The sequence below is a fragment of the Burkholderia paludis genome, from assembly GCF_000732615.1.
Classification (GTDB): domain Bacteria; phylum Pseudomonadota; class Gammaproteobacteria; order Burkholderiales; family Burkholderiaceae; genus Burkholderia; species Burkholderia paludis.
This window is the reverse complement of record NZ_JPGL01000007.1, coordinates 59,619-81,872: the sequence shown is the minus strand read 5'-3', so window position 1 is coordinate 81,872 and position 22,254 is coordinate 59,619. Positions and strand designations below refer to the sequence as shown.

Genomic DNA, 22,254 nt, shown 5'->3' with positions numbered 1-22,254 from the left:
GCCGTTTGTTGCTGCGAACCGTTACCGTCGTGTCAGGCCAGTTCGTCCGGGCCCACGCGCACGACAACCTTGCCGAAGTTCCGGCCGGCGAGCAAGCCGATCAGCGCTTGCGGCGCATCGGCGAGATCGGGGACGACGTCCTCGCGCGTCTTCACCTTGCCCTGCGCGACCCATTCGCGCATGTCCTTCATGAACGATGCAAGGCCGGCGGCATAGTGATCGCGGATGATGAAACCCTGCATGCGGATGCGCTTGCGCAGGATCGTGCCGATCAGCGCCGCCACGCGGTCCTGGCCGGTCGGCAGCGCGGTGTCGTTGTAATGCGCGACGATCCCGCAGACGGGCACCCGCGCGTGATCGTTGAGCAACGGCCACACCGCGTCGAACACGGCCCCGCCGACGTTCTCGAAATAGACGTCGATGCCGTTCGGGCATGCGTCCTTCAGCTTCGCGGCCAACGCGGGATCGCGATGGTCGACGCACGCGTCGAAGCCGAGCGTGCCGGTCACGTAGGCGCACTTGTCGGCGCCGCCGGCAATGCCGACCACGCGGCAGCCCTTCAGCTTCGCGATCTGGCCGACCACCGAGCCGACCGCGCCGCTCGCCGCCGCGACGACCACGGTTTCGCCGGCCTTCGGCTCGCCGATCGTCAACAGCCCCGTATAGGCGGTGAAGCCGGGCATGCCGAGCACGCCGAGCGCGTACGACGGATGCGCGAAGTCGCGGCCGAGCGGAATCAGGTCGCGGCCGTCGGACAGCGCGTAGTCCTGCCACCCCGCTCCCGCGACCACCAGGTCGCCTTCGCGGAACGCGGGCAGGTTCGACGCCACGACCTGGCTGACCGTGCCGCCGACCATCACGCCGCCGAGTTCGACCGGTGCCGCATAGGACGGCGCGTCGCTCATCCGGCCGCGCATGTACGGGTCGAGCGACAGCCAGACCGTGCGCAGCAGCACCTGGCCGGCGCCGGGCGTCGGCACGTCAGCGGATTGGGCGCGAAAGTTGCCCGGTGTCGGCGCGCCGACCGGGCGCGAATTCAGAACGATCTGGCGGTTTGCGGTCTTGCTTTGCGGCATGTATGCCTCCGTCAACAGGAATGGGCGTGCCTCGCGGGCACGATCGGATCAGCGGTGAAGCAGCGGAAGGTGCACGCGGGCATCGGCAGCGGCGGCCGCGTCGCGGTTGCTCGGGTGCGGGGGGATCGTCGGAGCAGCGTAACGCGGCACGGTACGTTCGTCATGCAAGAATCAAGTAGACCAGTCGTCTAGAATAAGGGTAAAAACAAGGCGCGCCCATGCGCGCCCGTCTTACGGCTGTCCGTCGTCGAGCGCGGCCGGCGGCAGGTTCAGCATGCGCCGCGTCTCGACCATCGCCCTTTCGAGCGGCTTGCGGTTGCGATGAATCTTCTCCAGCAGCGTCGCGCCCAGCCACAGCTCGTACAGGATCGCGGCCGTGTGCGGCGGATCGTCGACTGCGCTCAGCGAGCCGTCGGCCAGCCCCGCCTCGATGCCGCCGGCGAGCCGCTCGATGATCTGGCTCGTGCCCTGCCGCAGCACCGCGCGCATCGCCTCCGACAGGTCCGACACTTCCGCGCCGAGCTTCACCGCGAGGCACTTGCCTTCCGGATCGTCCGCGCACTGCGTGTGCAGCCAGTTGCCCCAGTACGTCATCAGGCGCTCGGCGCCCGTGCCGGCCTGGCGCTTGAGCAGGTTGTCGAGATGCGCGAGATAGCCTTCGAAATACGACTCGAGCAGCGCCTCGCCAAATGCCTCTTTCGAACCGAAGTAATGGTAGAACGAGCCCTTCGGGATCCCCGCCGCAGCGAGAATCTCGTTCAGGCCGACCGCCGAAAACCCCTTGTGGAGCATGATCGGCTTGGCGATATTCAGGATGTGCTGGCGGACTTCCGCGCCTGAAGATGCATTCATGATGGCGTATGTTAGCAACGATTAGACCGGTCGTCTAGTAACGTCGAACCGGCATGTTGAGCGGCACTTTACCCGATCCCCGCCGGGCGCCCAATGCCAGGCGGCGTCCGTTCCGGCCTGCCCGCGCATGGCGGCGTGCGCGCCGTCACATCAGCGACTTGGTTTCGTCGCGGGCGTTTCATCGATTTCCCGGATAAATACGCGCGGCGCATGTGCCGGCAGGCGCCGTATCCCGGCCGGCATTGCACACGTGTGCAATGCGCCGGATCGTCGTTGCCTCCTCTCGAACCCGTGACCAGGAACGCCCCATGACCGCTTCGAAACCCGAACGCCCGTCCGCGCCGAATCGCCGGCGCTTCATCCAGCACGGCGCCGCGCTGACCCTGTCGCCGCTCGTCGGCTCACTGGCTGCCTGCGGCGGCGACGGCAGCCCGACATCCGCATCGTCGTTCGCCGCCGCCGGCGCGGCCAACGCGTCCACGCGCAGCTACGGCATCGCCGACCGCTCGATCACGATCAACGTCGTCAACGCGATTCCGTCGTCGACGCTCGCCTTCGGCAACGCGGCGAGCCAGAGCGGTTCGATACCGCAGGCGTCGCAGGCGCAGATCGCGACCGGACAATCGACCGCCGTGAGTGCGTCGAACAGCTGGGGCGACTGCACGGGGTCGTTCGGCCTGGCCGGCGGCGACGCGTCGTTCGCGATCTCGTACACGCACCCGTTCGGATCGCAGCCGACCACCGTCAGCGTCACGCCGTCGGCCGGCTATGTGTCCGGTGCGGACGCCGCCACGTTTCCCGGACACGACTCGGTCGCCAATCTCACGCTGTATCGCGGCGTCCCGACCGCGAACGGCGCCTGGGTCGTTCCGCTTGCGCAGCTCGCGACGCCGCCGGCCAACAACTGCCAGGATTTCGCGAACAGCATGTTCGGCACCAACGTGCGCACGGCCGCGGCGATCCAGTCCGCTTACCAGGGCACGGGGCCGCTCGGTTACGTGCCGCCCGCCGATTTCACCGGCGGCCAGCTCGCGGGGTTCGTCGCGCAATGGGTGCAGCGCTGGCAGAGCGGCGCCGCGTACGGCGTGCTGCCAGCGGCCGACGCGCAGCTCATCGACGCGCTGAAACAATACGTGTCCAGCGCATCGAGCACCGGCCCGCTGACGATGTGGGTGCCGCAGATCGCATGGCAGGCCGGCTCCGATCCGGCCGTCTTCGCGCTGACGGGCTACCGGGCGTTTCCGTTCGTCGATGCGCAGGGCAACTGGATCGCAGGCACGCTGTCCGCGTTCCTGACGCTGCTGGCGGCCGGCTCGCACATCGTCGCGATCAGCGCGACGAGCGACCTCCCCGCAGGCGTCACGATGCAGGCGTTCGACAGCTTCATGGGGGCGAGCGGGCTGACGACGTCGACGGATATCGGCAACTCGCACTACGCATCGGTGCTGAATACGACCGGCCGTTACTACCTGAGCGTCGGCAGCGATTTCGCGCCGGCGAACTGCGGCCTGATCCTGTCGTTCCTGTACGGGCGTACGGTCAACAACCTGCTCGCGGGCGCCGGCACGTACAACACGTTCATTCAGCTCGAAGGCTGGCAGGCCGGCGGCTCGCGCCACAACGCCGACTATGCGACGTATCAGCAGACGCTGTGGAATATCTCGACGTACGGCGCGTCCGCATACAGCGAGAAGCGCGCGACGTCGATCTTCCTCGCGCCGGCGGGCTGGACGCCGCAGGTCTATCAGACGACGCGGATGATGCCGTACGTCGGCGCCTATGCGCAGTCGAACGGCACGCCGCAGGGTTGGCTGAACACGTCGCTCGTCACGATTCCGGCGGATGCGCCGCCGCTGCCTTCCAGGTACGTGCTGAGCTGAGTCGAGGCGGCAGCCGGACAGGCGGTCGGTCGGGCGGGTGGCATCCCGCCGGCTTCGCCTGCTCGGTTGCCGGCCGGCTTCGGCGTCAGCGCGATGCGTCGCCGGCGCGCTGCCTCGTGCGCGCCCGTCGCTCGCTCCGTTGCGCGGCCGGAGCCGTCTTGACGCCGCGTGCCGGCGCCCGTCTCGCGAGCACGGCCATCTCCCGTCGCAGATCCTCGAGTTCCTTGCCGCGCGCCGCGTCGGTGGCCAGCGCGCCGTCGAGCTGCCCCTGGAGCACGCCGCATCGATGCAGCGCGTCGCCGAGCTGCGCCTGCAACGCGGCCGTGTCGTTCCGGTTCCGGGCGTCGCGCTGCTCGGCGCGCGACGCCATGGCGTCGAGTTCCTTTTGCAGCCGGGCGGCCGCAAGCCGCTCGCGATCGATCTCCTGAAGCGCCCGCTTCTCCGATGCGCGCAAGCGCTCCTCGGCGCGACCGGCGTCGTCGCGCAGGAGGTCGAGCTGAGTGGTGAAGTCGGCGCGCGCCTGCGCAAGGGCGCGATCGCCTTCCGCGTTGTCGGCCTTCAGGCGCGCCAGATCCGCCTGCAGCGCTTGCCGCGACGCATCGTCCGCCGCCCTCGCCTGCTCCAGTTCCTGGATACGCACCTGTGCGGCCAGCAACGCGGCCGTGCGTTGCTCCAGTGCCGTTTCGGTGCGCGCGAGTTCGGCCCGCAGCGTCGCTACTTCCGCGTGCGCTGCCGTCCGCTCGGCTTCGACGTCCGTACGCAGCGCGTCGAGCGCGGCGGCAGCGTCGGCGCTCGAGCGATTCCATAGCGCCGCGACCAGTTCGCCGGCCGCCGCCTGCAGATCGACCGGCAGATCGGGGTGCTCGATACGCACGCGACTCTTTTCCCGCAGCTCGGCCCAGAACTCGCCGAGGACGGCCGTCGGCGTGCTCATGCTGCCCTTGCGGACGAGCTGATACAGACGGTTCGCGGTGGGCGTGATGCCGAAGCGGAAGAACAGCAGCGCGCAGGCTTCGCGGTACAGCTCGCGGGTTTTGGGGAAGTCGGCCTTGAGGCGCTCGATTTCGGCGGTCAGGCGGAATTCGTCGGCGGCGAGATCGGACATGGTGGGGTTCACGGATGATTTGATAAATAATATAACGTAAACCGGTAGATATCCAATCATTCGTCCTCTGAATTTTGACATTATTTCTATAATGTCGAGATTGTGTGGTTCGGTGCCGTGTATGGAATGCGAGCTGTTTGTTTGTGCCGCTTTGCAGCCCTCGCATCTGCCGTCAGACTGGATTCAGCGCCCCAACCCTTGCCCAGAAGGGTCCGGCAGCTTCGCTGAGATACTCGAAGACGCGTCGCTTGCATCTGGAACATGGCATCGCCTGTTCGGCAACCGGCGCTGCGCTTTGTGGAAATGTATAACCGGACTCGGAGAGTGACGGGATGCCCTGCCCGTGCGGGCGCCGCAGGCACCGAATTCCGTACTCCAGGTACGATGCCTACTCACCCTCGGAGAGCATGTGACGCCCTTGCGCTTGTACGTGGACACGGAGTTCACGGATTTTCTGGATTGCGATCTGATCAGCATCGCAATCGTGTCTGCCGACGGGCGAGAGTTTTACGGGGAGCGCTCCGATTTCGATCTCCGGAGCTGCAGCGAATTTGTGCGTGCGGCCATCCTGCCGCAACTGGGACAATTCCCCGACCGAGTGTTCACGCGCGAGGAATTGCGCGATGCGTTGCTCGCGTGGCTCGATCAGTTCTCGGGCGAATCCGGGCCACGGATGCTGTGCTTTGATTACGGCGGAGACTGGGAACTGCTGGTTGATCTGCTGGAAGACGTACCGGTGGGTTGGCAGGCGAGCCATCTCGGTGGCGCAGCGCTGGATCCCCACAAGATGGAAGCGTATTACCGCCAACACGGCGGACGGCATCACGCACTCCATGACGCCCGGGCAAATTGCTGCGCGGCGCTCGTGGATGTCTCCGGCCCGGATGCCTAGCAGGCCGGCGCCACCGCCGGGCCTCTCCTTGCCACTACCGCCTGTCAGTCCGCACCGCCGTCGAGCAGCGCGAGCGCCGGCCGCGCCAGCCCTTCGAGCAATGCGCGCTCCGGCCGCGTGCGCGCAAGTACGCGGATGCCCAGGTGCACCCCGAGCAGCAGGTTCGCCAGATCGTCGGCCGAGCGGTCGGCCGGGATGTCCCCCGACAACTGGCCGGCGGCGATCTGGTTCCGGAAGAACGCCTGCACCCTGTCCAGCACGCCGGCGATCATCGTGCGGAATTCCGGGTCGTGCGGCGCGACCTCGAGCGCCGAATTGACCAGCAGGCACCCTTTTCGATCCTCATCGTCGACTGAACGGTCGATGATCTCGCGAAAGAAGCCCTTGATGATCTCGCGTGGCGGCAGTGTCGCCTCGAGCCGCGATTGGCGGTCGCCAAAGCTGCGTTCGACATAGTGCGAAAGCGCGCGCCGAAACAGCGAGCGTTTGTCGCCGAACGCGTTGTAGAGGCTCGCGCCCGTGATGCCCATGTCCTGCGCGAGTTCGCGCACCGACGTCGCCTCGTAGCCGTGGACCCAGAAGCGGTAGACCGCGGCGTCGAGCGCAGCCGATTCGTCGAATTCCCGTGGGCGGGCCATGATCGTGTTCCTCCTTGCCGGGCGCTCGTAACGCCCCGCATTGCAATGGGCCGGGTACCGCGATATTCTAGATCGGTCGATCTAAAATTGCTTGGTGCACCAAGATGGCATACCGGCGGAGCACCGGGCACCCTGGATTGCGATCGGCCATTTCCCGGCATGGGAGATCGAATGAATCGCGCCGCGCGGTTTCGTCGCCGCAGGCGCTTACGGTATCCGGCCGATGCATCGGCCCGGGCGGAACGTCGAATCGAACAAGGAACCGCGGCATGGACATCGGGAACGGGCGAGTAGCCGGCGCAGACGGATCGAACCAGGTCGATCGCGGGCTTGCGCTCCGGACGCACGCGCAGGCGCAAGCGGCACGCCGCAGAGGCCCCGGCGCGCCAGACGTCGCGCGGCCGCGGCAAGCCGATTCGGCGCGATAGCGCCGGAGGCCCGATCTTGCATTCCGTGGAATCCCGCCTGAGAGCGCTGTTCGTCAGCGGCCTCGCCGGCAATGCGCCGGATTACCGGTCGTTCCTGTCGGAGCTGACCCGTCACTTGCGCGGCTTTCTCCGCAAGCGGATCCCGCAATTCGACGCGGACATCGAGGATCTCGTGCAGGAGATCCTGCTCGCCGTTCATAATGCACGTCATACGTATCGCGCGGACGAACCGCTGACCGCATGGGTGCATGCGATCGCGCGCTACAAGCTGATGGATTTCTTCCGGACGCGCGCCCGCCGCGAAGCGCTGCACGATCCGCTCGACGATCACACGGAAATCTTTTCCGAACCCGACGACGAGGCGTCCGACGCGCATCGCGACATCGGCCAGTTGCTCGATCATTTGCCGGACAAGCAGCGGCTGTCGATCCTGCATGTGAAACTGCAGGGATTGTCGGTTGCCGAGGCGGCGCAACTGATCGGCGCGTCCGAATCCGTCGTCAAGGTCAGCATCCACAGGGGACTGAAGGCACTCGCGGCGCGCGTGCGAGGAGTGATATGAAAACGGACGATTTCATCGACATGCTGGCGGCGGGCGTCACCCCCGTCGAGCGCGGCGCACCGGCCAGGCGTCTGGCCGGCGCGCTCGCGATCGCCGCGGCGGGCGCCGTGCTGTTGATGACGATCGCGTTCGGCGTGCGCCCCGACCTGTCGGCCGTGATGCGCACCCCGCTCTTCTGGGCGAAGCTCGCATTCCCGCTGTGCGTGGCCGCGGGCGCGATCGTGGCGGCCGTACGGCTCGCCCGCCCCGGCGCGGCCGTCGGCGCCGGCTGGCCGATCGTCGGCGCCGGCATCGCGGCGGTCTGGATCGCGGGCCTTTATGTGGTCGCGACGGCGGACCCCGGCGACCGGCTCGCGGTCGTGCTCGGTCAGACGTGGCGCGTATGCCCGTTCAACATCGTTTTGCTGTCGGTGCCCGGTTTCGTCGCGATGTTCGTCGCGATCCGCGGGCTGGCGCCGACGCGGCTGCGTTCCGCCGGCGCGGCGGCGGGACTCGCCACGAGCGCGATCGCGACGATCGCCTACTCCTTCCACTGCCCGGAAATGAGCCCGGCATTCTGGAGCGTCTGGTATCTGCTCGGGATGGTGTTGCCGGCTGCGTTCGGCGCACTCGTCGCGCCGGTCTGGCTGCGCTGGTAGGCGCGCGCCCGGTGCGTCACCAGCGCAGCGAGACCGGCGCGAGCGTCGCGCCGAGGGCCACCGTCAACATGAGCGACAGCACGTACCAGACACCCCAGAACGGTATCGACATCTCGGCGCAATAGAGCGAATAGACGATCAGCGCCTGTGCGCCCGCCAGGAGGCCGGCGCCCGCGCCAGCGAGCACGAGACGCGTCGGCGCGAGCCGCTTCATCGCATGCAGCGCGGCGGCGAGCGGCGGCAATGACAGCAGCACGACGTCCGCGACGGTGGTCCGCCATGTCGTGCCGAGTACCAGTTGCAGCCGGTAGCCGGACGGCGTCGCGATCAGCACGCCGCCCGTGGCGAGCAGCATCGCGGCCACCGGCAGCGCGGTCGCGAGCCCGGCGGGGCTCAGTTGCGCGCCGGGGCGGCCGAGGCGTTCGGCGAGCCGCGTCGCCGAGAACACGACGGCGAGCGGGAACGCGAGCCGTGCCCAGAACATCGTCGTCAGGATCAGTTGCGGCATGTCGCTGCGGATGCCGTACAGCGCAACGAGCAGCGCGGTGCTGCCGGAGAAGCCGACAACCAGCGCGCGGTAAAGCCGCTGCGAAACCGCGCCGGGTTCGACCGGCTTCAGATCCGCTGCCAGCCGCGTGACCAGGTCTCGGGTTTTCATCGTGAAGAGGCGAAGATCGGGCTGCGTTCCGGGCCGGCGCGGCGGCGCGTGAATCCGCCGCGCCCCGCCGGGTCGCGAAGCCCCGCCGGCTCAATCGCGCGGTGCGCGATCGCCGAGCAGATGGTCGATCGAGAGGCGGCCCGGGCCCCACGCCGCGATGCCGAGCGCCATCGCGGCCCACGTCAGGTGGATCGGCCAGCCGTCCGGCACCGTCAGTTCGACGACGCAGGTCATCACGAACAGGCCGGCCGCCGCGAATCGCGTCCCGAGGCCGAGCACCAGCAGCACCGGGAACAGCACTTCCCCGCAGCCGGACAGGAAGGCGAACACGGCCGGTGCGGGGAACGGGTACGGGCCGCCCGGCAGATGCAGCTGGAATTCGCTCGTGAACAAATCGATCGCGGTGTCGTTGAGCCGCAGGAAACCGTCCCACTTGAGGATGCCGGATTTCCAGAACGGCACCGCGAGCGCAAGCCGCAGCGCGAGTTGCGCGAGCCACGGGCGGGCAAGCCACTGGATGCCGTGCCGCGCGCGGCTGACGAGCATTGCGAGCGCCTGCAGCGGCGAGCGTTCGGCGGTATGTAGATCGGACATGGCGGTCAGGCTCCGGAATGGACGGTGGTAAACACGCCGGCTTCGATCATGCCGTGCAAGCCGGCCGCGAGATCGAAGGCGGGATTGTCTTCGAGGGCGATCGCGACCGCGTCGCCGAGCGAGGCGCCGTCGATCAGGCTGATCAGGAATGCCGCGCCGCCGGGCGGGAGCCGGGACACGATCACGTCATGCGCCGGGCGCGTGACGAGCGCGTCCTCGGCTTCGCCGGAACACAGCGGCGTGACGGGGCCGTCGGCCCGGTTCATCGCGAAGATCGCGACGGCCGGATACGGCGAGCGCACGATGCGGGTGGCCGGATGGGGAACGAGACGCACCGCAGCCAGCTCATCAGGCGCGATCGCGGCGAACGCATCGGCGGTGAGTATCGGCAGATCGGCCGCGTGATACGCGTCGAGCCACGCGCGCTCGATACGGGCGGTATCCGCGAGCCACGGCATCGAGCGCGCATATTCGTAATTGGCGATGAAGTCCGGGAAATCGCGCCCGTATTCGAACAGCAGCGGCGACACGGGCGGCGTTTCGCGCACGTGGAAGCGCGCCATCGCGCGAAAGAACTCCACGCCGACGATACGCTGCACCGACGGATACACCGCGGCGAGCGCGTCGATCAGGCTGACCGTCACGTTGTTGCGGTAGACGTCGTAGCGGCGGGCGACGCGCTTGCCCCCGTAGGCGATCGCGTCGTCCGGCGCGTCGATCGCCGGATTCGTGAGGCCCGGCGCGAACGCGCACGCGTAATCGGTCGGGGTGGCATCAGCACGCATGATCGGCCATCTCCACGGACGATGCGGCGGAAGCGGCCATGATCCGGCGGGCTTCGAGCGCCTGCTCGCGCAACACGGGCCAGTCGGGAAGCTGGCTGTCCCATTCGACGAGCGTCGGCACCGGGCCGGTACGCGCGATCACGCCTGCGTACAGCGCCCACACGGGGCCGGCGACCGGGCGATCGTGGCTGTCGATGAGGAGCGGTTCGTCCTCGTCGTCGCGTTGTTCGCTGTGTCCGGCCAGATGGATCTCGCCGACCCGTTCGAGCGGCAGGGCCGCGAGATAGTCGGCGGCGGAGCCCCCGTGATTGGTCGCCGACACGAACGCATTGTTGATGTCGAGCAGCAGGCCGCACCCGGTACGCCGGACGACCGCCGAGATGAATTCGGTTTCGCTCATTGTGGACGACGCGAATCCGACGTAGGTCGACGGATTCTCGAGCAGCAGCGGGCGCCCGATCGCCGCCTGAACCTCGTCGACGTGCGCGCAGACCCGGTCGAGCGTCGAACGCGTGTACGGCAGCGGCAGCAAGTCGTTGTAGAAGGCGCCCCCGTGCGACGACCACGCGAGATGCTCGGAAACGAGCACGGGCTCGTAACGCGCGACCACGTCGCGGAAGCGCGCGAGGTGATGCGGATCGAGCGGCGACGGCCCGCCGATCGACAGGCACACGCCGTGCACGGAAACCGGGTAGGTTTCGCGCAACGCGCGCAGCGCCCGGTGCGGCGGCCCGCCCTCGCCCATGTAGTTTTCCGCATGCACCTCGAAGAAACCGTCCTGAAGCCCGTCGCGAAGGATGTCCTCGAGGTGGCGAGGCTTGAAGCTCGTGCCGACGAGCGGCGGCACGCGGCGGAGGCGGTCATGGCCGGATTGCTTCGTCATGCTGATTGAATGGTTCACGATCGCCTCCCGATTTCCTCTTGCCGACGTGCGTTACGACTTGATCGGCGTGAGCGAGCCGTGATTGCCACCCGGCACCTGGATGCTGGTGCACGTGCCGCCCTGAACGAACTTCCACGAGTTGCCCTGGAAGTCGACGGTCGAGGTGCCCTGGCAGGTGGTGCCGGGGCCGGCCGCGCAGTCGTTCTGTCCCTTCAGCGCGACGCCGAAACACTTCTCCTTGTGGGCGGCGACGGCGGCGTCGGCCTCGGCTTTCGTGAGCGGTGCGGCATGCGCAACCGAGGCGACGAGGCTGGCGACGGCGCCGACGAGCAGCGCGGTTTGGAGCGAGAGTTTTGCCGACATGGTGTTCTCCGATGATTGAGCTGGAAGGTACCCGTCGTGGGTACGCAAGTTAATTCGTGCGATCGGCGCGGCCGGTTACAGCGGGCGAAAAATATTTTCTTGCCGGTGGGTCCGGCCGGCCGAAGCCCGCTGCAAGCGACAGCGCCGCCGGCGAGTCGCCGAGATGCGGGCCGTGCGCTCCTTAGCGGCTACCCGTCGCTGCATCGGCGGCTTGACCGGAGGTCAATCGGGGGCACGGAGAGGCCGCGTGCGCGGGCGAAGCCGGCGCCCGGCAGGTTCATTGATCCATTGAAGTCGGCATCGCGATTGTCCGGGCGGACGTTTTCACGCGAAAACTGCGCGATGCGTTGCGCGACGGGGCTTCGTCGGCGTTCCTGCGGGCGTGGCCATGGACGCGGCGTCTCGATGACGCCGGAGACTGCTGTGGAACCTCGACGGGCGTCGCCCTCAGGGCTTTGCGCCCTGAAGTACCGCCTGGAACAGCGCGTCGTCGCGCGTGACCAGGAACAAATGCGGCGTGCCTGCTCCAAGCACGTGCAGCGGCGCCAGCTTGACGACCTGTTCCCAGAATGCATCCGTGTCCCTGTCATCGACGTCGAGCGGACTGAAGCCGACGCGATTCACGAAGTTGGCGTGCGGCTCGCCCCTGCCCGGCGTGTCGTACACGTACCACTCGTCAAAACCGGGCATCGGAAGCCGCGACGGCGTTTCGACCGGGGGACTCAACGCGAGACTGCCGATTCTTGACCAACCCGCCGCGAATTCCCCGTCGGTTGGCGTGTACGGGCCGCTGTCGCAACTCGCGATTGCCACATACCGTCCGACGACGAGTTCGGGGCAGCGCAGAACCAGGTTCTCGAGATCCCCGTCCGTTCCGTCGTTCCATTCGACGATCCGATAGCCGGCGCGTTCGCCTGTTCGCATGCCGCTGTCCCAGCCGTTCGAGTCCGGCAGGTTGTCGATGACCCATTCCAGATAGGTGCGCGCGAATGCTTCCGCTTCTTCGCGCGTGCCGTCGAAGTCCAGCCGGTGGGCCCCGCTTCCGAATCGGAGTTGGCTTGCCTGTTGCACGACTTCGTAGCCGAGTATGAATGTCCCGTCGTGACGCTGATACACGTGAAACCCGACATCGTACGCAAGGCCTTCCGCATGCCGTCGGACATGCCGAAACGTCAGGTCGTAGCCGGCTTGAAGCTTCATCCGATGTTCTCCATTCGACTGCGACCGGGACCAGGACCGGCAATCCGGGGCATTGGGGCGCTTCCGTGCCGAAGACGCAGGACACGGCAAGGACGATCCACGCGCCGCCGGGCCGCATGCCCCTGACCGAGAGCCGCATGGAACGCGTCATCATACGGCGCGGTTCATTGGCGCACAAACGAACCCGGCGTCGCGCCGTCGACCCGCCCGCACGCATTCCCGCCGGCATGCCGGCTGCCGGTTCCTCCGCCCGGGCCATCCCGCCCGTCCGAACGAAACGCCTCTGCAACCGCCGCAAAAAACCGTCAAGATGGCGCGACCGAAGCCTGTCGCCCTGCTTCGCCACGCCGTCGGCGCCCATCCGGCGCGCCGGTGGAAAACGAAAAACCAGGAGCCCGCGTTGCGCCTGTTCCGGATCCGCTTCCGTGGCCTGTTCGTCAAGCTCGTGCCGACCTTCATCGTCGTGGGGTTCGTGGCGATGGTGCTGTCGTCGGTGCTGACGAGCGTGCTGTGGCGCACCCACGCCGAAAGCGACATCCGCCGTTTTCTCGGCAACCTCGACCGCCCCGCACTGGCCGCATCGGCCGGCGCCGTCGACCTGCGCGACCCGGTCGCATGCCGTGCCGCGGCCGACGCGATGTTCTGGCAAATCGCACGGGACGGCACGCGCGACGTGATGGATTTCGCGCCGATGATGAGCTTCTTCGGCACCGGCCGGTTGCAGGTGCGCATTGCGCGCCCGGATGGCGGTGGATGCGCCACCGCGCCGGCCGCGTCGCCGCTGCTGTCCGACGCGTTCGCATCCGCAGCGGTCGCGCCGGCCGCGTCCGACCCGATGCTGCGCCGCGACGGAGACTGGGCCATCGTCACGCGCGTCCCGCTGGCCGGCGGCGCGATCGCGTGGATCGGCGTCCATTACTGGCCGGGCTGGCAGCTTCACTACGAAATCGCGGACGATGCATCGGCGTACGACCTGATGCGCACCGTGCTCTATCTCGGCGCGATGGGCGCAAGCTTCGCGGGGCTGCTGGTCTGGTTGCTGGTGCGGCGCGTGCGGCGGATGACGGCCGCGGCCGACCGCTGGGCGGCCGGCGATCTGTCGGCCCGGATCGCCGATGCGTCGGGCGACGAACTCGGCGCGCTGGCCGCGCATTTCAACCGGATGGCCGATGCGCTCGCGCGTGCGTTCGGGATGCAGAAAGCGCTCGCCGTATCGGTCGAACGCACGCGGATCGCGCGCGACCTGCACGACACCGCGAAGCAGCGCAGCTTCGTGCTCGGCCTCAAGCTGACCGAGCTGGAATACGAGGCGCAACGGCATCCGGACCTGTTGCCGACCGTTGGTGCGGCGCGACGCCTCGCCGATCATCTCCAGCAGGATCTCGACAACGTGGTGACCGGCTTCAGCCTGCCGGCCATCGCAGAGGACGGCCTGCGCGCGGCCGTGTCGCATGCGGTGCGCGACCTGCTGGCCGGCTCGGGCATCGACTGGTCGCTCGACCTGCCCGAAGGCGCGGCGTACGCGCTCGATGCGCATCCGGCGGCCGCGCACGAACTGCTGATGATCACCCACGAGGCGGCGGCGAATGCGCTGCGCCACAGCGGCTGCCGCCGGATCGGCATCGCATGCGAAACGGACGGCGCCGGACACGCGGCGCCCGGTGCGCCGTCGTCGCGCTGGCGCTGGATCGTGCGCGACGACGGCAGCGGCTTCGATCCGGCGGCGGTGCCGGTCGGCATGGGGCTCGCCAACCTGCGCTGGCGCGCCGACGCGCTGCCCGGCGGCATGCTCGACATCGCGTCGGGCGCGGACGGCACGCGCGTGACCGTCCATTTCGACCCAATGGAGACGGCATGACCACCATTCTCATCGCCGACGACCACGCGGTCGTGCGCGAAGGCATCCGCGGGCTGTTGCGGCTCGATACGTCGTTCACGATCGTCGCGGAAACCGACGACGGCGACTCGACGATCGAGCAGGTGCGCGCGCATCGTCCCGACGTGCTGCTGCTCGACCTGATGATGCCCGGCATGGGGCACGCCGGCGTGCCCGCCGCGATCCGCGCGATTCGGGACGCCAGTCGCGCCACACACATCATGGTGCTGACGTCGTCGGACAGCGATGCGCTCGCACTCGCCGCGCTCGATGCCGGCGCCGATTCGTTCCTGCTGAAATCGATACGCGGCGAGCGGCTGCTGCAGGCGATCCATGCAGCCGTCCACGGCGAGCCGACCCTGCATCCCGGCATCGCGCAGCGCATGATCGGCGCATTGCGCAAGCCGCCGCACAGCCCGTTCGCCGCGTTGACCACGCGTGAACTGGAAGTGCTGCGCTGCCTGGCCGAAGGCGGCAGCAATGCACGCATCGCCGCGACGCTCGGCATCACGGAAAAGACCGTCAAGACGCATCTCGGCAACGTGATGTCGAAGCTGCACCTGTCGGATCGCACGCAGGCCGTCGCGCTCGCCTGGCGGGAAGGCCTGATGGCGCCGAAGCCCTGAGCACCGGGCTCGGCCGCTCGAGGCCAGCGTACCGGCCGCCCGTCCGGCGCCCTGCCCCGCAAGCCGCAGCGCGCGCCCATCCGCCTGCTCGGCGGGTTGCGTCTGCGACTTTGGTCGTACGCTTTTCCGCCCGGGCGCACAACCTTCGCCCGATGTGCCGTGTGGCCGCTGTCCGTAGAGTGACGCTGTCGCGCGATCACGCGCATTCGATACGGCGGAAACATGAGACCTGTCTGGCTGCTGTTCCTCCCTGCCGCGCTGGCGGCATGCGCGCCGCTCGCGCTGTCTTCCGCGGGCCGCGAAGTGCGCGTCGTCACGACCGACCCGGGTGCCGCTTGCCGCTATCTCGGCGACGTGACCGGCAGCCAGGGCAATTTCCTGACCGGCGGCTTCATCCCGGACACGTCGCTCGAGACGGGGGCGCGTCACGACCTGAAGAACCGCGCCGCCGCGCTTGGCGGCAACCTGGTGGTGCTGTTGACGCAGCGCGCCGCGCAGAGCGGCAGTTTCGACGGCACCGACGGCGGTTTCCTGCGGCAGACCGGCGTCACGTTGACCGGCAGCGTGTACCGCTGCCCGGGCAACGGAGCGTGACGATGCGCCTGTTCGCGACCCTGATATGGAGCCTCGGCGTGTCCGGCTGGCTGCCGGGCTGCGGCCGTGACCGCGCCGAACCCGTGATGACGGGCGGCTTGCCGGCGCCGCCGCCCGGGATGCAGTGCGCCGCGTCGTGGCCGGGCGTCGCGCCGCGAGACGGCGCGGCCCGCAGCGCGACGCCCGTGACGCCACTCGCGGCGCAGCAGGCGCAACAGAAACAGACCCGGTAACGCCGCCGGCGCCGGTTCAGCGCGGCGCCGGCGCCCCGACCGGAGACAGGGCCTCGGGCTCGCGCTTCGCCGGGTGCGTCTCCGGCATCCGCCAGTACACGAACAGCGAAATCGCCGCGCAGGCCGCGACGTACCAGAAGAACATCGTCTCGTTGCCGCCCGCCTTCAGCCGCAGCGCGACGAATTCGGTCGTGCCGCCGAGGATTGCCGTCGTCAGCGCGTAAGGCAGCCCGACGGCCAGCGCGCGGATCTGCGGCGGAAACAGCTCGGCCTTGACCAGCATGTGCACCGACGTGAACCCGCTCAGCACGACGAGCCCCGCGAACACCAGCGCGAACGCGGCAAGCGGATCGTGCACGTGACCGAGCGCCGTGAAGATCGGCACGGACAGCAGCGTGCCGCCGATCCCGAACCACAGCAGCACCGGCCGGCGGCCGACGCGGTCCGACACGAGGCCGAACAGCGGCTGCAGCGGCATGTACAGCAGCAGCGCGACGGTACAGATCCAGGTCGCCGTTTCCTTGTGCAGCCCGACCGAGTTGACCAGGTATTTCTGCATGTAGACGGTGTACGTGTAGAACGCGACGGTGCCGCCGATCGTGATGCCGATCGCGAGCAGCAGTTCGCGCCAGTGAGCGGCGAGATCGGCCGTCACGCGGGTCTTCGCCGCGCGCGCCCGGCTCGCGACGAACGCGTCGCTCTCGACGACGTTGCGGCGCATGTAGAGCGCGAACAGCGCGAGCATGCCGCCGACGAAGAAAGGAATCCGCCAGCCCCAGCGTTCGAGGTCGTGCGTGCCGGCGAAGATCCGCTGCATCGCCAGCATCAGCCCGAGCGCGACCAGCTGGCCGGCGACCACGCTCACCTGCAGGAAGCCGACGTAGAAGCCGCGCCGGTTCGCCGGCGCGATCTCGCTCAGGTAGGTCGCGCTGGTGCCGTATTCGCCGCCCATGCTGAGCCCCTGCAGCAGCCGCGCGGCGACGAGCAGCGCCGGTGCGAGCACGCCGATCGTCGAATAGCCGGGCGTGACGGCGATCAGCAGCGACCCGGCGCACATCGCGAGCACCGATTTCGTCAGCGCGGCCTTGCGCCCGCGCCGGTCCGCATACAGGCCGACGAGCCAGCTTCCCGCCGGCCGCGCGACGTACCCGACGGCCGCGATCGCCGCGGTGTTCATCAGTTGCACGGTCGGCCGGTCGGCCGGAAAGAACGCCGGCGCGAAGTAGATCGAGAAGATGCTGTACGCGAGAAAGTCGTACCACTCGATCAGGTTGCCGGCCAGCCCGCCGACGATCGAACCGATGCGCGGCGGCTCGCCGGCCGCTTCGGTGGGGGAAATTGCCACGGAGGTCTCCTGTCCTGTGTTCTTGTGCTCGTGTGTTCGTGTCCGTCGGGCGGCAGCCGGTGCCGCCCGTGCCCGCGGCCTACGCGCGGTCGGCCGCGTAGCGGGCGTCGAGCGCGTCGAAGCGCGGCTTGTCGACGAGCCTTTGCCGTTCGGCGAACGGCGCGACCAGCGCGGGATCCTCGTCGAGCCGGCCGGTGTCGCGCAGCGCGGTCAGCGCGGCCTGCATCCCGCGCACCGCGCCCTGCAGCGCCGCGTTCGCATACAGCACCACGCCGTAGCCGAGGCGCGCCAGTTCGTCGCGCGAGCGCGTCGGCGTCTTGCCGCCGATCACGATGTTGATGAGCTGCGGCGTGTCGAACAGCGCCGGCAGCCGCTCGACGTCCTGCGGCGTATCCATGGCCTCGATGAACAGCACGTCGGCGCCCGCTTCCGCATAACGGTGGGCGCGCTCGATCGCGTCGTCGATGCCGTGAACCGCGGCCGCATCGGTGCGCGCGACGATCAGCAGGTTCGGGTCCACGCGCGCGTCGACGGCAGCCTTCAGCTTGCCGACCATCTCGCCGGCCGGAATCACTTCCTTGCCCGCGAAATGACCGCATTTCTTCGGCAGCACCTGGTCCTCGAGCTGGATCGCGTCGGCGCCGCTGCGCTCCAGCGTGCGCACCGTGTGCAGCACGTTCAGCGCGTTGCCGAACCCCGTGTCGGCATCCACCATCAGCGGCAGTTCGACCGCGTCGCGCACGCGCGCGGTGTGTTCGGCCAGCTCGCCCAGGCCGACGAAGCCGAGATCGGGCAGGCCGAGCGACATGTTGGTGACGCCGGCGCCGCTCAGGTACAGCGCGCCGAAGCCGAGATCGGCCGCGACCCGGGCGCTGAGCGCGTTGAACGTACCGGCGACGAGCAGCCCCTGGCGGGCGGCGATGCTGCGCCGGAACCCGGCGCGACGAACTGCGGTGTGATCGGACATGGATAGCCTCATTGGTCGAAACGAAACAGGATGCGGGGCGAGTCGCGCAGCACGCGCAGGCGCTCGCCGGGGTCGGGCAGCCAGCGCACCAGCGCGGCATAGGCGGCGTCGAAACCGACGCGCTCGCGATGCTGCGTGTGCGGCCAGTCGCTGCCCCACACCAGCCGCTCGGCCGTAAACGCGGTGCGCAGCGCGCGCGCGGCGCCGAACGCGTCGATCGCGCCGTCGCCGGCCACGCTGTTGCGATACGCCGCGGACAGCTTGACCCACACGCGGCCGGTATCCGCGAGCAACAGCATGCGGCGGAAGCTGGGCGCACGCTCGCCGAGCGCGGGCGACGGGCGGCCGAAATGGTCGATCACGAGCGTGCACGACTGCGCGAGCAACGGCGCGGTGATCGCGTGCAGATCCTCGATGCCGCGATGGATCTCGACGTGCCAGCCGAGCGCGTTGATGCGGGCGAACAGCGCGCGCCATGCGGGCGCGCCGAAATCCGGGATCGGCAGCCCGACGAGGTTCAGCCGCATCCCGACCACGCCCGCGCGGTCGAGCGCGAGGAGATCGTCGTCCGGAATGGCCGGATCGACCACGGCGACGCCGCGAAAGCGGCGCGGGTAACGGCGCAGCACGTCGACGAAGAACGTGTTGTCGGTGCCGAGGAAACTCGGCTGGACCAGCACCGCGTGCGTGATGTCGTGCGCGGCGAGGTGCGCGACGTACGCCTCGAGCGGCGCGTCGTAGTCGGGCGCATGGCGGACCACCGGCGCGAGCGGCAGGCCGCGCGCGAACACGTGCGCATGGGCATCGACGGCGGCAACGGCGGGGTTCGCTGCGTACCACGCGTCCAGCGACGGCGCGGCCTGATCCGGTTCGACGAAGTGATTCACGGGGCGATCCATGACGAGTCTGCAAGAGGCGCCCGGCCGCGGTGCCGGGCGATGCGATGACGGGAAGCGGCGCAACCTACAGCGACGCCCCGGCGCGCGGCTGGCGTTCGGCCGGTGCGTCGTCGCCCGGCGCCGCGCCGGACAGCCCGCGGCTGCGCGTTTCGGGCAGGAACCACACCGCGATCACGACCAGCCCGTACGCGATGCCGGCGTCGATGCCGAGCGCGGTGCCGAGCGGCAGCGACTCGCCCATGCGCCCGACCAGCACCGGAAAGCCGGCGGACACGATGCGGCCGAAGTTGTAGCAGAAGCCGACCCCGCGGCCGCGTACGTTGCGCGGGTAAAGCTCGTTGAACAGCGTGCCGAGCGTCGCCGGGATGCCGGCCGAGAACAGGCCGAGCGGAAAGCCGAGCAGCAGCATCGCGACGTCGTTCAGCGGCAGGAACACGTACAGGTTTACCGTCACCGCGCAGCACGCGGCGAACAGCATCACGTTGCGGCGGCGGCCGATCCGGTCCTGCAGGTACGCGCTGACGAAGCAGCCGCAGATGAACGCGACGATCACGACCGCGAGATACGCGCCGGTGCCGAGCACCGACAGGTGCCGTTCGGTCTTCAGGTAGGTCGGCAGCCAGATCGTGATCGCGTGATAGCCGCCGTGCGCGCCGACGCCGATCAGCCCGCCGACCACCGTCGCGCGCAGCACGGAGCGGTCGAAGATGCCGACCGTCGGCCCTTCGCCTTCGCTCGCCGCCGCTGCCGGCGTCGCGCGCGGCGGCTCGGGAATCGCGCGGCGGATGTACAGCACAAGCAGCGCGGGCAGCGCGCCGATCGCGAACAGCACGCGCCACGCCCATTCGGCCGGCAGCCACGCGAACACCAGCATGTACAGCAGCACGGCGCCGCCCCAGCCGAAGCCCCATGCGCTCTGTACGACGCCCATTGCCTTGCCGCGATGGCGCGCGCCGACCGTTTCGGCCAGCAGCACCGCGCCCGCCGTCCATTCGCCGCCGAATCCGAGCCCTTGCAGCGCCTTCAGCACCAGCAATTGTTCGAAGCTTTGCGCGAACGCGCTGAGGAAGGTGAACAGCGAAAACCAGCACACGGTGATCTGCAGCGCCCGCACGCGACCGTAGCGGTCGGCGATCACGCCGGCCAGCAGCCCGCCGAGCGCGCCCGACACGAGCGTCGCGCCGCCGATCAGCCCGGCCTGCCCCTTGCCGATTCCCCAGGTCGCGAGCAGCGCGGGGATCACGAGGCTGAACATCTGCGTGTCGAGGCCGTCGAGCGCCCAGCCGGCAAAGCAGCCGCGCAACGTGCGCCGTTCGGTCGTCGATAGCTCGCGGGTCCAGTTCAATGCAGGTCTCCTCGTGTCGTCGTTCCGCCGCCGGGTGCGGGATGTTGTGGCCCGATGTGCATCCTATGAAGCATGGGGATAATTCGCTACTATGTTTTGAATAATTATTCATAACGCGAGCTTATGGAAATCAGGCACGTCCGCTACTTCCTCGCGATCGTCGATACCGGCAGCTTCACGCGTGCGGCCAGCGAGTTGGGCATTGCGCAGCCGGCGCTCAGCCAGGCGCTGAACCGGATGGAGAAGGAACTCGGGGTCCGGCTGTTCGACCGTTCGCGGCGCGGGGCGACGCTGACGGCGGCCGGTCTCGCGATGGTCGACGATCTGCGCCTGAGCCTCGCGCGGCTCGACGCGGCGGCGCACCGGGCCGGCGAGATCGGCGCCCAGCGCGCCGGGCGCCTGACGATCGGGTTCGTCAGCGCCGCGCTGTTCGACACGCTGCCGCGCGCGATCCGCGCGCTGCGCGAAAGCGCGCCCGACGTCGAGCTCGTGATGCGCGAGATGAGCAATGCCGAGCAGGCGATCGCCCTCGAGCGCGGCGAGATCGACATCGGTCTGCTGCACACGCCGGTCGCGGTCAACGGCCGGATGCGCGAGAAGCTGATCCGGCGCGACCCGCTCGTCGCCGTGCTGCCGAAGGAGTTCCGGCGCCAGCCCGACGGCACGGTGACGCTGCAGGATCTCGCCGCCGTCGGCCTCGTCTGGTTTCCGCACGACCAGTTGCCGCTGATTCGCGCGGGCATCCTGAGCGCGTTCCGGCAGGCCGGGCATCCGGTCGACATCGTGCTCGACGTGAACCGCACCCTGACCGTGATCTCGTGCGTGGCCGCCGGGTGCGGCGTGTCGCTGCTGCCGCATTCGATCCATACGTTTGCATTCGAAGGCGTCGACTACAGCGCCGTCCGCGACGGCGGCGCGCTGCCGCTGTTCGAACTCGGCGCGATCTGGCCCGCGCGGTCGCGCCCGACGCTCGCGGATCGCTTCGCCGCGCTGCTGCCGTCGGCGGACGTGCCGCGCTGACCCGCCGCGCCGCGCGTGGCATCGTCATCGATCTGCCACCGTTGACCGGTAGCGTTCGGGTCTGACCCACGCTATCGACAGACAAAAACACCATGCAGCGCTCGTCGCGCGCCACGCCCCACATCTATGCGGCCACGTCCCGCGCCCTTGCCGCCAGCCTGGCGATCAACCTGTTGCTGCTCGTCGCGGAGACGGCCGCGGCGTTGTCCGCGCATTCGTCGGGGCTTCTCGCCGACGTTGCGCACGCCGCGATCGACCTCGCGGCCGATGTGCTGATCCTCGTCGCGTGCCGGCTCGACGCCCGCCTGCCGCCGGAGCGGCGCCCGACCTACGAACCGCTCGCGCTCGCGGGCCTCGGCGCGCTGCTCGCCGCCACCGGCGCGCAAATGATCTGGCACGCCGCCAGCCGGTTCGCGGCGCCTCCCGTCGTACAGCCGGGCACGGTGACGCTCGCGCTGGTCGCCGTCACGCTCGCCGGCAAGGCCGTGCTGTCGCAATGGATGCTGCGCAAGGCGCGCGAGACGGGCTCCACGCTGCTGGAGGCGAGCGCCTGGCACGTTCGGACCGATGCGCTGTCGTCGCTGCTGGCGGCGCTCGCGATGAGCGCGGCATGGGTCGGCCTCGGCCGTCTCGACGATCTGGCCGCCCTCGCGATCGGCGCACTCGTGATCCGGACCGGCGCCGGCTTCATCCGGCGCGGCTGCGCGCAATGGCCGGCGCTGGCGGCCTGGGCGGGCCGGTCGACGCGCGGGTTGTGAACGCCGTATCGTCACGTGCATGCGGCCGGGTCCGGCG

Annotated in this window: 24 protein-coding genes; 10 read left to right on the top strand and 14 right to left on the bottom strand. The window is 69.0% G+C overall.

The features are described 5' to 3' along the window. Window positions 1–32: 32 nt before the first annotated feature. On the bottom strand, window positions 33–1,076 hold the full coding sequence (locus GQ56_RS0104280) for an NADP-dependent oxidoreductase (protein WP_031397474.1): 1,044 nt from the start codon (window positions 1,074–1,076) through the stop codon (window positions 33–35). A gap of 231 nt (window positions 1,077–1,307) precedes the next feature. After that, the gene (locus tag GQ56_RS0104275) at window positions 1,308–1,928 is read right to left on the bottom strand and encodes a TetR/AcrR family transcriptional regulator (protein WP_031397473.1); all 621 of its coding nucleotides are present in this window, start codon (window positions 1,926–1,928) and stop codon (window positions 1,308–1,310) included. 308 nt (window positions 1,929–2,236) lie between these two features. Between GQ56_RS0104275 and GQ56_RS0104270 the strand changes: the two genes are divergently transcribed. Then, window positions 2,237–3,808, top strand: coding sequence for a hypothetical protein (locus GQ56_RS0104270; RefSeq protein ID WP_031397472.1), 1,572 nt, complete (start codon window positions 2,237–2,239; stop codon window positions 3,806–3,808). 85 nt (window positions 3,809–3,893) lie between these two features. Here the strand turns inward: GQ56_RS0104270 and GQ56_RS0104265 are convergent, their stop codons facing one another. Continuing rightward, window positions 3,894–4,913: a DNA-binding protein gene (locus GQ56_RS0104265; RefSeq protein WP_031397471.1), complete on the bottom strand. Its 1,020-nt coding sequence runs from the start codon at window positions 4,911–4,913 to the stop codon at window positions 3,894–3,896. A gap of 409 nt (window positions 4,914–5,322) precedes the next feature. Between GQ56_RS0104265 and GQ56_RS40610 the strand changes: the two genes are divergently transcribed. Next, complete coding sequence (locus GQ56_RS40610; protein ID WP_235212623.1) at window positions 5,323–5,805, top strand: 3'-5' exonuclease family protein; 483 nt, start codon at window positions 5,323–5,325, stop codon at window positions 5,803–5,805. 44 nt (window positions 5,806–5,849) lie between these two features. On the opposite strand, the gene GQ56_RS0104255 is transcribed toward GQ56_RS40610, so the two are convergent. Beyond that, window positions 5,850–6,443 carry a TetR/AcrR family transcriptional regulator gene (locus GQ56_RS0104255; RefSeq protein WP_031397469.1) on the bottom strand — a complete coding sequence of 198 codons (594 nt, stop codon included), beginning with the start codon at window positions 6,441–6,443 and terminating at the stop codon, window positions 5,850–5,852. Window positions 6,444–6,887: 444 nt separating this feature from the next. Between GQ56_RS0104255 and GQ56_RS0104250 the strand changes: the two genes are divergently transcribed. Together GQ56_RS0104250 and GQ56_RS0104245 are read left to right on the top strand one after the other, a co-directional pair. Next, on the top strand, window positions 6,888–7,433 hold the full coding sequence (locus GQ56_RS0104250; RefSeq protein ID WP_034199428.1) for a sigma-70 family RNA polymerase sigma factor: 546 nt from the start codon (window positions 6,888–6,890) through the stop codon (window positions 7,431–7,433). After that, complete coding sequence (locus GQ56_RS0104245) at window positions 7,430–8,071, top strand: DUF1109 domain-containing protein (protein ID WP_031397467.1); 642 nt, start codon at window positions 7,430–7,432, stop codon at window positions 8,069–8,071. Before GQ56_RS0104250 ends, GQ56_RS0104245 begins: the two co-directional genes overlap by 4 nt. A gap of 16 nt (window positions 8,072–8,087) precedes the next feature. Here the strand turns inward: GQ56_RS0104245 and GQ56_RS0104240 are convergent, their stop codons facing one another. From GQ56_RS0104240 to GQ56_RS46340, 6 genes are all read right to left on the bottom strand, one after another. Then, on the bottom strand, window positions 8,088–8,729 hold the full coding sequence (locus GQ56_RS0104240) for a DUF1109 domain-containing protein (RefSeq protein WP_031397466.1): 642 nt from the start codon (window positions 8,727–8,729) through the stop codon (window positions 8,088–8,090). A 90-nt stretch (window positions 8,730–8,819) separates the two neighbouring features. After that, window positions 8,820–9,323 carry a DoxX family protein gene (locus GQ56_RS0104235; protein WP_031397465.1) on the bottom strand — a complete coding sequence of 168 codons (504 nt, stop codon included), beginning with the start codon at window positions 9,321–9,323 and terminating at the stop codon, window positions 8,820–8,822. Window positions 9,324–9,328: 5 nt separating this feature from the next. Beyond that, on the bottom strand, window positions 9,329–10,108 hold the full coding sequence (locus GQ56_RS0104230) for an HvfC/BufC N-terminal domain-containing protein (RefSeq protein WP_031397464.1): 780 nt from the start codon (window positions 10,106–10,108) through the stop codon (window positions 9,329–9,331). Beyond that, entirely contained in the window at window positions 10,098–10,991 is an 894-nt protein-coding gene (bufB, locus tag GQ56_RS0104225) for an MNIO family bufferin maturase (RefSeq protein ID WP_152601638.1), read from the bottom strand. The genes GQ56_RS0104230 and bufB overlap by 11 nt, the downstream gene beginning before the upstream one ends. A 51-nt stretch (window positions 10,992–11,042) precedes the next feature. After that, a complete protein-coding gene (locus GQ56_RS0104220; RefSeq protein WP_031397462.1) occupies window positions 11,043–11,354 on the bottom strand; it encodes a BufA1 family periplasmic bufferin-type metallophore in 312 nt (103 codons plus the stop codon). Between the two features lie 447 nt (window positions 11,355–11,801). Beyond that, a complete protein-coding gene (locus GQ56_RS46340; RefSeq protein WP_235212622.1) occupies window positions 11,802–12,470 on the bottom strand; it encodes a hypothetical protein in 669 nt (222 codons plus the stop codon). Window positions 12,471–12,954: 484 nt separating this feature from the next. On the opposite strand from GQ56_RS46340, the gene GQ56_RS0104210 reads away from it, so the two are divergent. From GQ56_RS0104210 to GQ56_RS45835, 4 genes are all read left to right on the top strand, one after another. Then, a complete protein-coding gene (locus tag GQ56_RS0104210; protein WP_031397460.1) occupies window positions 12,955–14,412 on the top strand; it encodes a sensor histidine kinase in 1,458 nt (485 codons plus the stop codon). Beyond that, the gene (locus tag GQ56_RS0104205) at window positions 14,409–15,056 is read left to right on the top strand and encodes a response regulator (RefSeq protein WP_031397459.1); all 648 of its coding nucleotides are present in this window, start codon (window positions 14,409–14,411) and stop codon (window positions 15,054–15,056) included. Before GQ56_RS0104210 ends, GQ56_RS0104205 begins: the two co-directional genes overlap by 4 nt. Window positions 15,057–15,278: 222 nt before the next feature. Further along, on the top strand, window positions 15,279–15,650 hold the full coding sequence (locus tag GQ56_RS0104200) for a DUF4156 domain-containing protein (RefSeq protein WP_031397458.1): 372 nt from the start codon (window positions 15,279–15,281) through the stop codon (window positions 15,648–15,650). Between the two features lie 2 nt (window positions 15,651–15,652). Beyond that, entirely contained in the window at window positions 15,653–15,883 is a 231-nt protein-coding gene (locus tag GQ56_RS45835; protein WP_031397457.1) for a hypothetical protein, read from the top strand. Window positions 15,884–15,899: 16 nt separating this feature from the next. On the opposite strand, the gene GQ56_RS0104190 is transcribed toward GQ56_RS45835, so the two are convergent. From GQ56_RS0104190 to GQ56_RS0104175, 4 genes are all read right to left on the bottom strand, one after another. Further along, the gene (locus GQ56_RS0104190; RefSeq protein WP_052007150.1) at window positions 15,900–17,228 is read right to left on the bottom strand and encodes an MFS transporter; all 1,329 of its coding nucleotides are present in this window, start codon (window positions 17,226–17,228) and stop codon (window positions 15,900–15,902) included. Between the two features lie 79 nt (window positions 17,229–17,307). Then, window positions 17,308–18,195 carry an isocitrate lyase/PEP mutase family protein gene (locus GQ56_RS0104185; RefSeq protein ID WP_031397455.1) on the bottom strand — a complete coding sequence of 296 codons (888 nt, stop codon included), beginning with the start codon at window positions 18,193–18,195 and terminating at the stop codon, window positions 17,308–17,310. An 8-nt stretch (window positions 18,196–18,203) separates the two neighbouring features. Beyond that, the gene (locus GQ56_RS0104180) at window positions 18,204–19,094 is read right to left on the bottom strand and encodes an amidohydrolase family protein (RefSeq protein ID WP_034199407.1); all 891 of its coding nucleotides are present in this window, start codon (window positions 19,092–19,094) and stop codon (window positions 18,204–18,206) included. 64 nt (window positions 19,095–19,158) lie between these two features. Continuing rightward, window positions 19,159–20,439, bottom strand: coding sequence for an MFS transporter (locus tag GQ56_RS0104175; protein ID WP_031397453.1), 1,281 nt, complete (start codon window positions 20,437–20,439; stop codon window positions 19,159–19,161). Between the two features lie 123 nt (window positions 20,440–20,562). Between GQ56_RS0104175 and GQ56_RS0104170 the strand changes: the two genes are divergently transcribed. Both GQ56_RS0104170 and GQ56_RS0104165 read left to right on the top strand, forming a co-directional pair. After that, window positions 20,563–21,459, top strand: a complete 897-nt coding sequence (locus GQ56_RS0104170) for a LysR family transcriptional regulator (RefSeq protein ID WP_031397452.1) — start codon at window positions 20,563–20,565, stop codon at window positions 21,457–21,459. Between the two features lie 92 nt (window positions 21,460–21,551). Beyond that, the gene (locus GQ56_RS0104165; RefSeq protein ID WP_031397451.1) at window positions 21,552–22,217 is read left to right on the top strand and encodes a cation diffusion facilitator family transporter; all 666 of its coding nucleotides are present in this window, start codon (window positions 21,552–21,554) and stop codon (window positions 22,215–22,217) included. Window positions 22,218–22,254: the final 37 nt, after the last annotated feature.

Bases quoted from the DNA above. Each gene is read 5' to 3' on its own strand.
- GQ56_RS0104280 (WP_031397474.1), bottom strand. From the start codon at position 1,076: ATGCCGCAAAGCAAGACCGCAAACCGCCAGATCGTTCTGAATTCGCGC.
- GQ56_RS0104275 (WP_031397473.1), bottom strand. From the start codon at position 1,928: ATGAATGCATCTTCAGGCGCGGAAGTCCGCCAGCACATCCTGAATATC.
- GQ56_RS0104270 (WP_031397472.1), top strand. From the start codon at position 2,237: ATGACCGCTTCGAAACCCGAACGCCCGTCCGCGCCGAATCGCCGGCGC.
- GQ56_RS0104265 (WP_031397471.1), bottom strand. From the start codon at position 4,913: ATGTCCGATCTCGCCGCCGACGAATTCCGCCTGACCGCCGAAATCGAG.
- GQ56_RS0104255 (WP_031397469.1), bottom strand. From the start codon at position 6,443: ATGGCCCGCCCACGGGAATTCGACGAATCGGCTGCGCTCGACGCCGCG.
- GQ56_RS0104245 (WP_031397467.1), top strand. From the start codon at position 7,430: ATGAAAACGGACGATTTCATCGACATGCTGGCGGCGGGCGTCACCCCC.
- GQ56_RS0104240 (WP_031397466.1), bottom strand. From the start codon at position 8,729: ATGAAAACCCGAGACCTGGTCACGCGGCTGGCAGCGGATCTGAAGCCG.
- GQ56_RS0104235 (WP_031397465.1), bottom strand. From the start codon at position 9,323: ATGTCCGATCTACATACCGCCGAACGCTCGCCGCTGCAGGCGCTCGCA.
- GQ56_RS0104230 (WP_031397464.1), bottom strand. From the start codon at position 10,108: ATGCGTGCTGATGCCACCCCGACCGATTACGCGTGCGCGTTCGCGCCG.
- bufB (WP_152601638.1), bottom strand. From the start codon at position 10,991: ATGACGAAGCAATCCGGCCATGACCGCCTCCGCCGCGTGCCGCCGCTC.
- GQ56_RS0104220 (WP_031397462.1), bottom strand. From the start codon at position 11,354: ATGTCGGCAAAACTCTCGCTCCAAACCGCGCTGCTCGTCGGCGCCGTC.
- GQ56_RS0104205 (WP_031397459.1), top strand. From the start codon at position 14,409: ATGACCACCATTCTCATCGCCGACGACCACGCGGTCGTGCGCGAAGGC.
- GQ56_RS0104200 (WP_031397458.1), top strand. From the start codon at position 15,279: ATGAGACCTGTCTGGCTGCTGTTCCTCCCTGCCGCGCTGGCGGCATGC.
- GQ56_RS45835 (WP_031397457.1), top strand. From the start codon at position 15,653: ATGCGCCTGTTCGCGACCCTGATATGGAGCCTCGGCGTGTCCGGCTGG.
- GQ56_RS0104185 (WP_031397455.1), bottom strand. From the start codon at position 18,195: ATGTCCGATCACACCGCAGTTCGTCGCGCCGGGTTCCGGCGCAGCATC.
- GQ56_RS0104180 (WP_034199407.1), bottom strand. From the start codon at position 19,094: ATGGATCGCCCCGTGAATCACTTCGTCGAACCGGATCAGGCCGCGCCG.
- GQ56_RS0104170 (WP_031397452.1), top strand. From the start codon at position 20,563: ATGGAAATCAGGCACGTCCGCTACTTCCTCGCGATCGTCGATACCGGC.
- GQ56_RS0104165 (WP_031397451.1), top strand. From the start codon at position 21,552: ATGCAGCGCTCGTCGCGCGCCACGCCCCACATCTATGCGGCCACGTCC.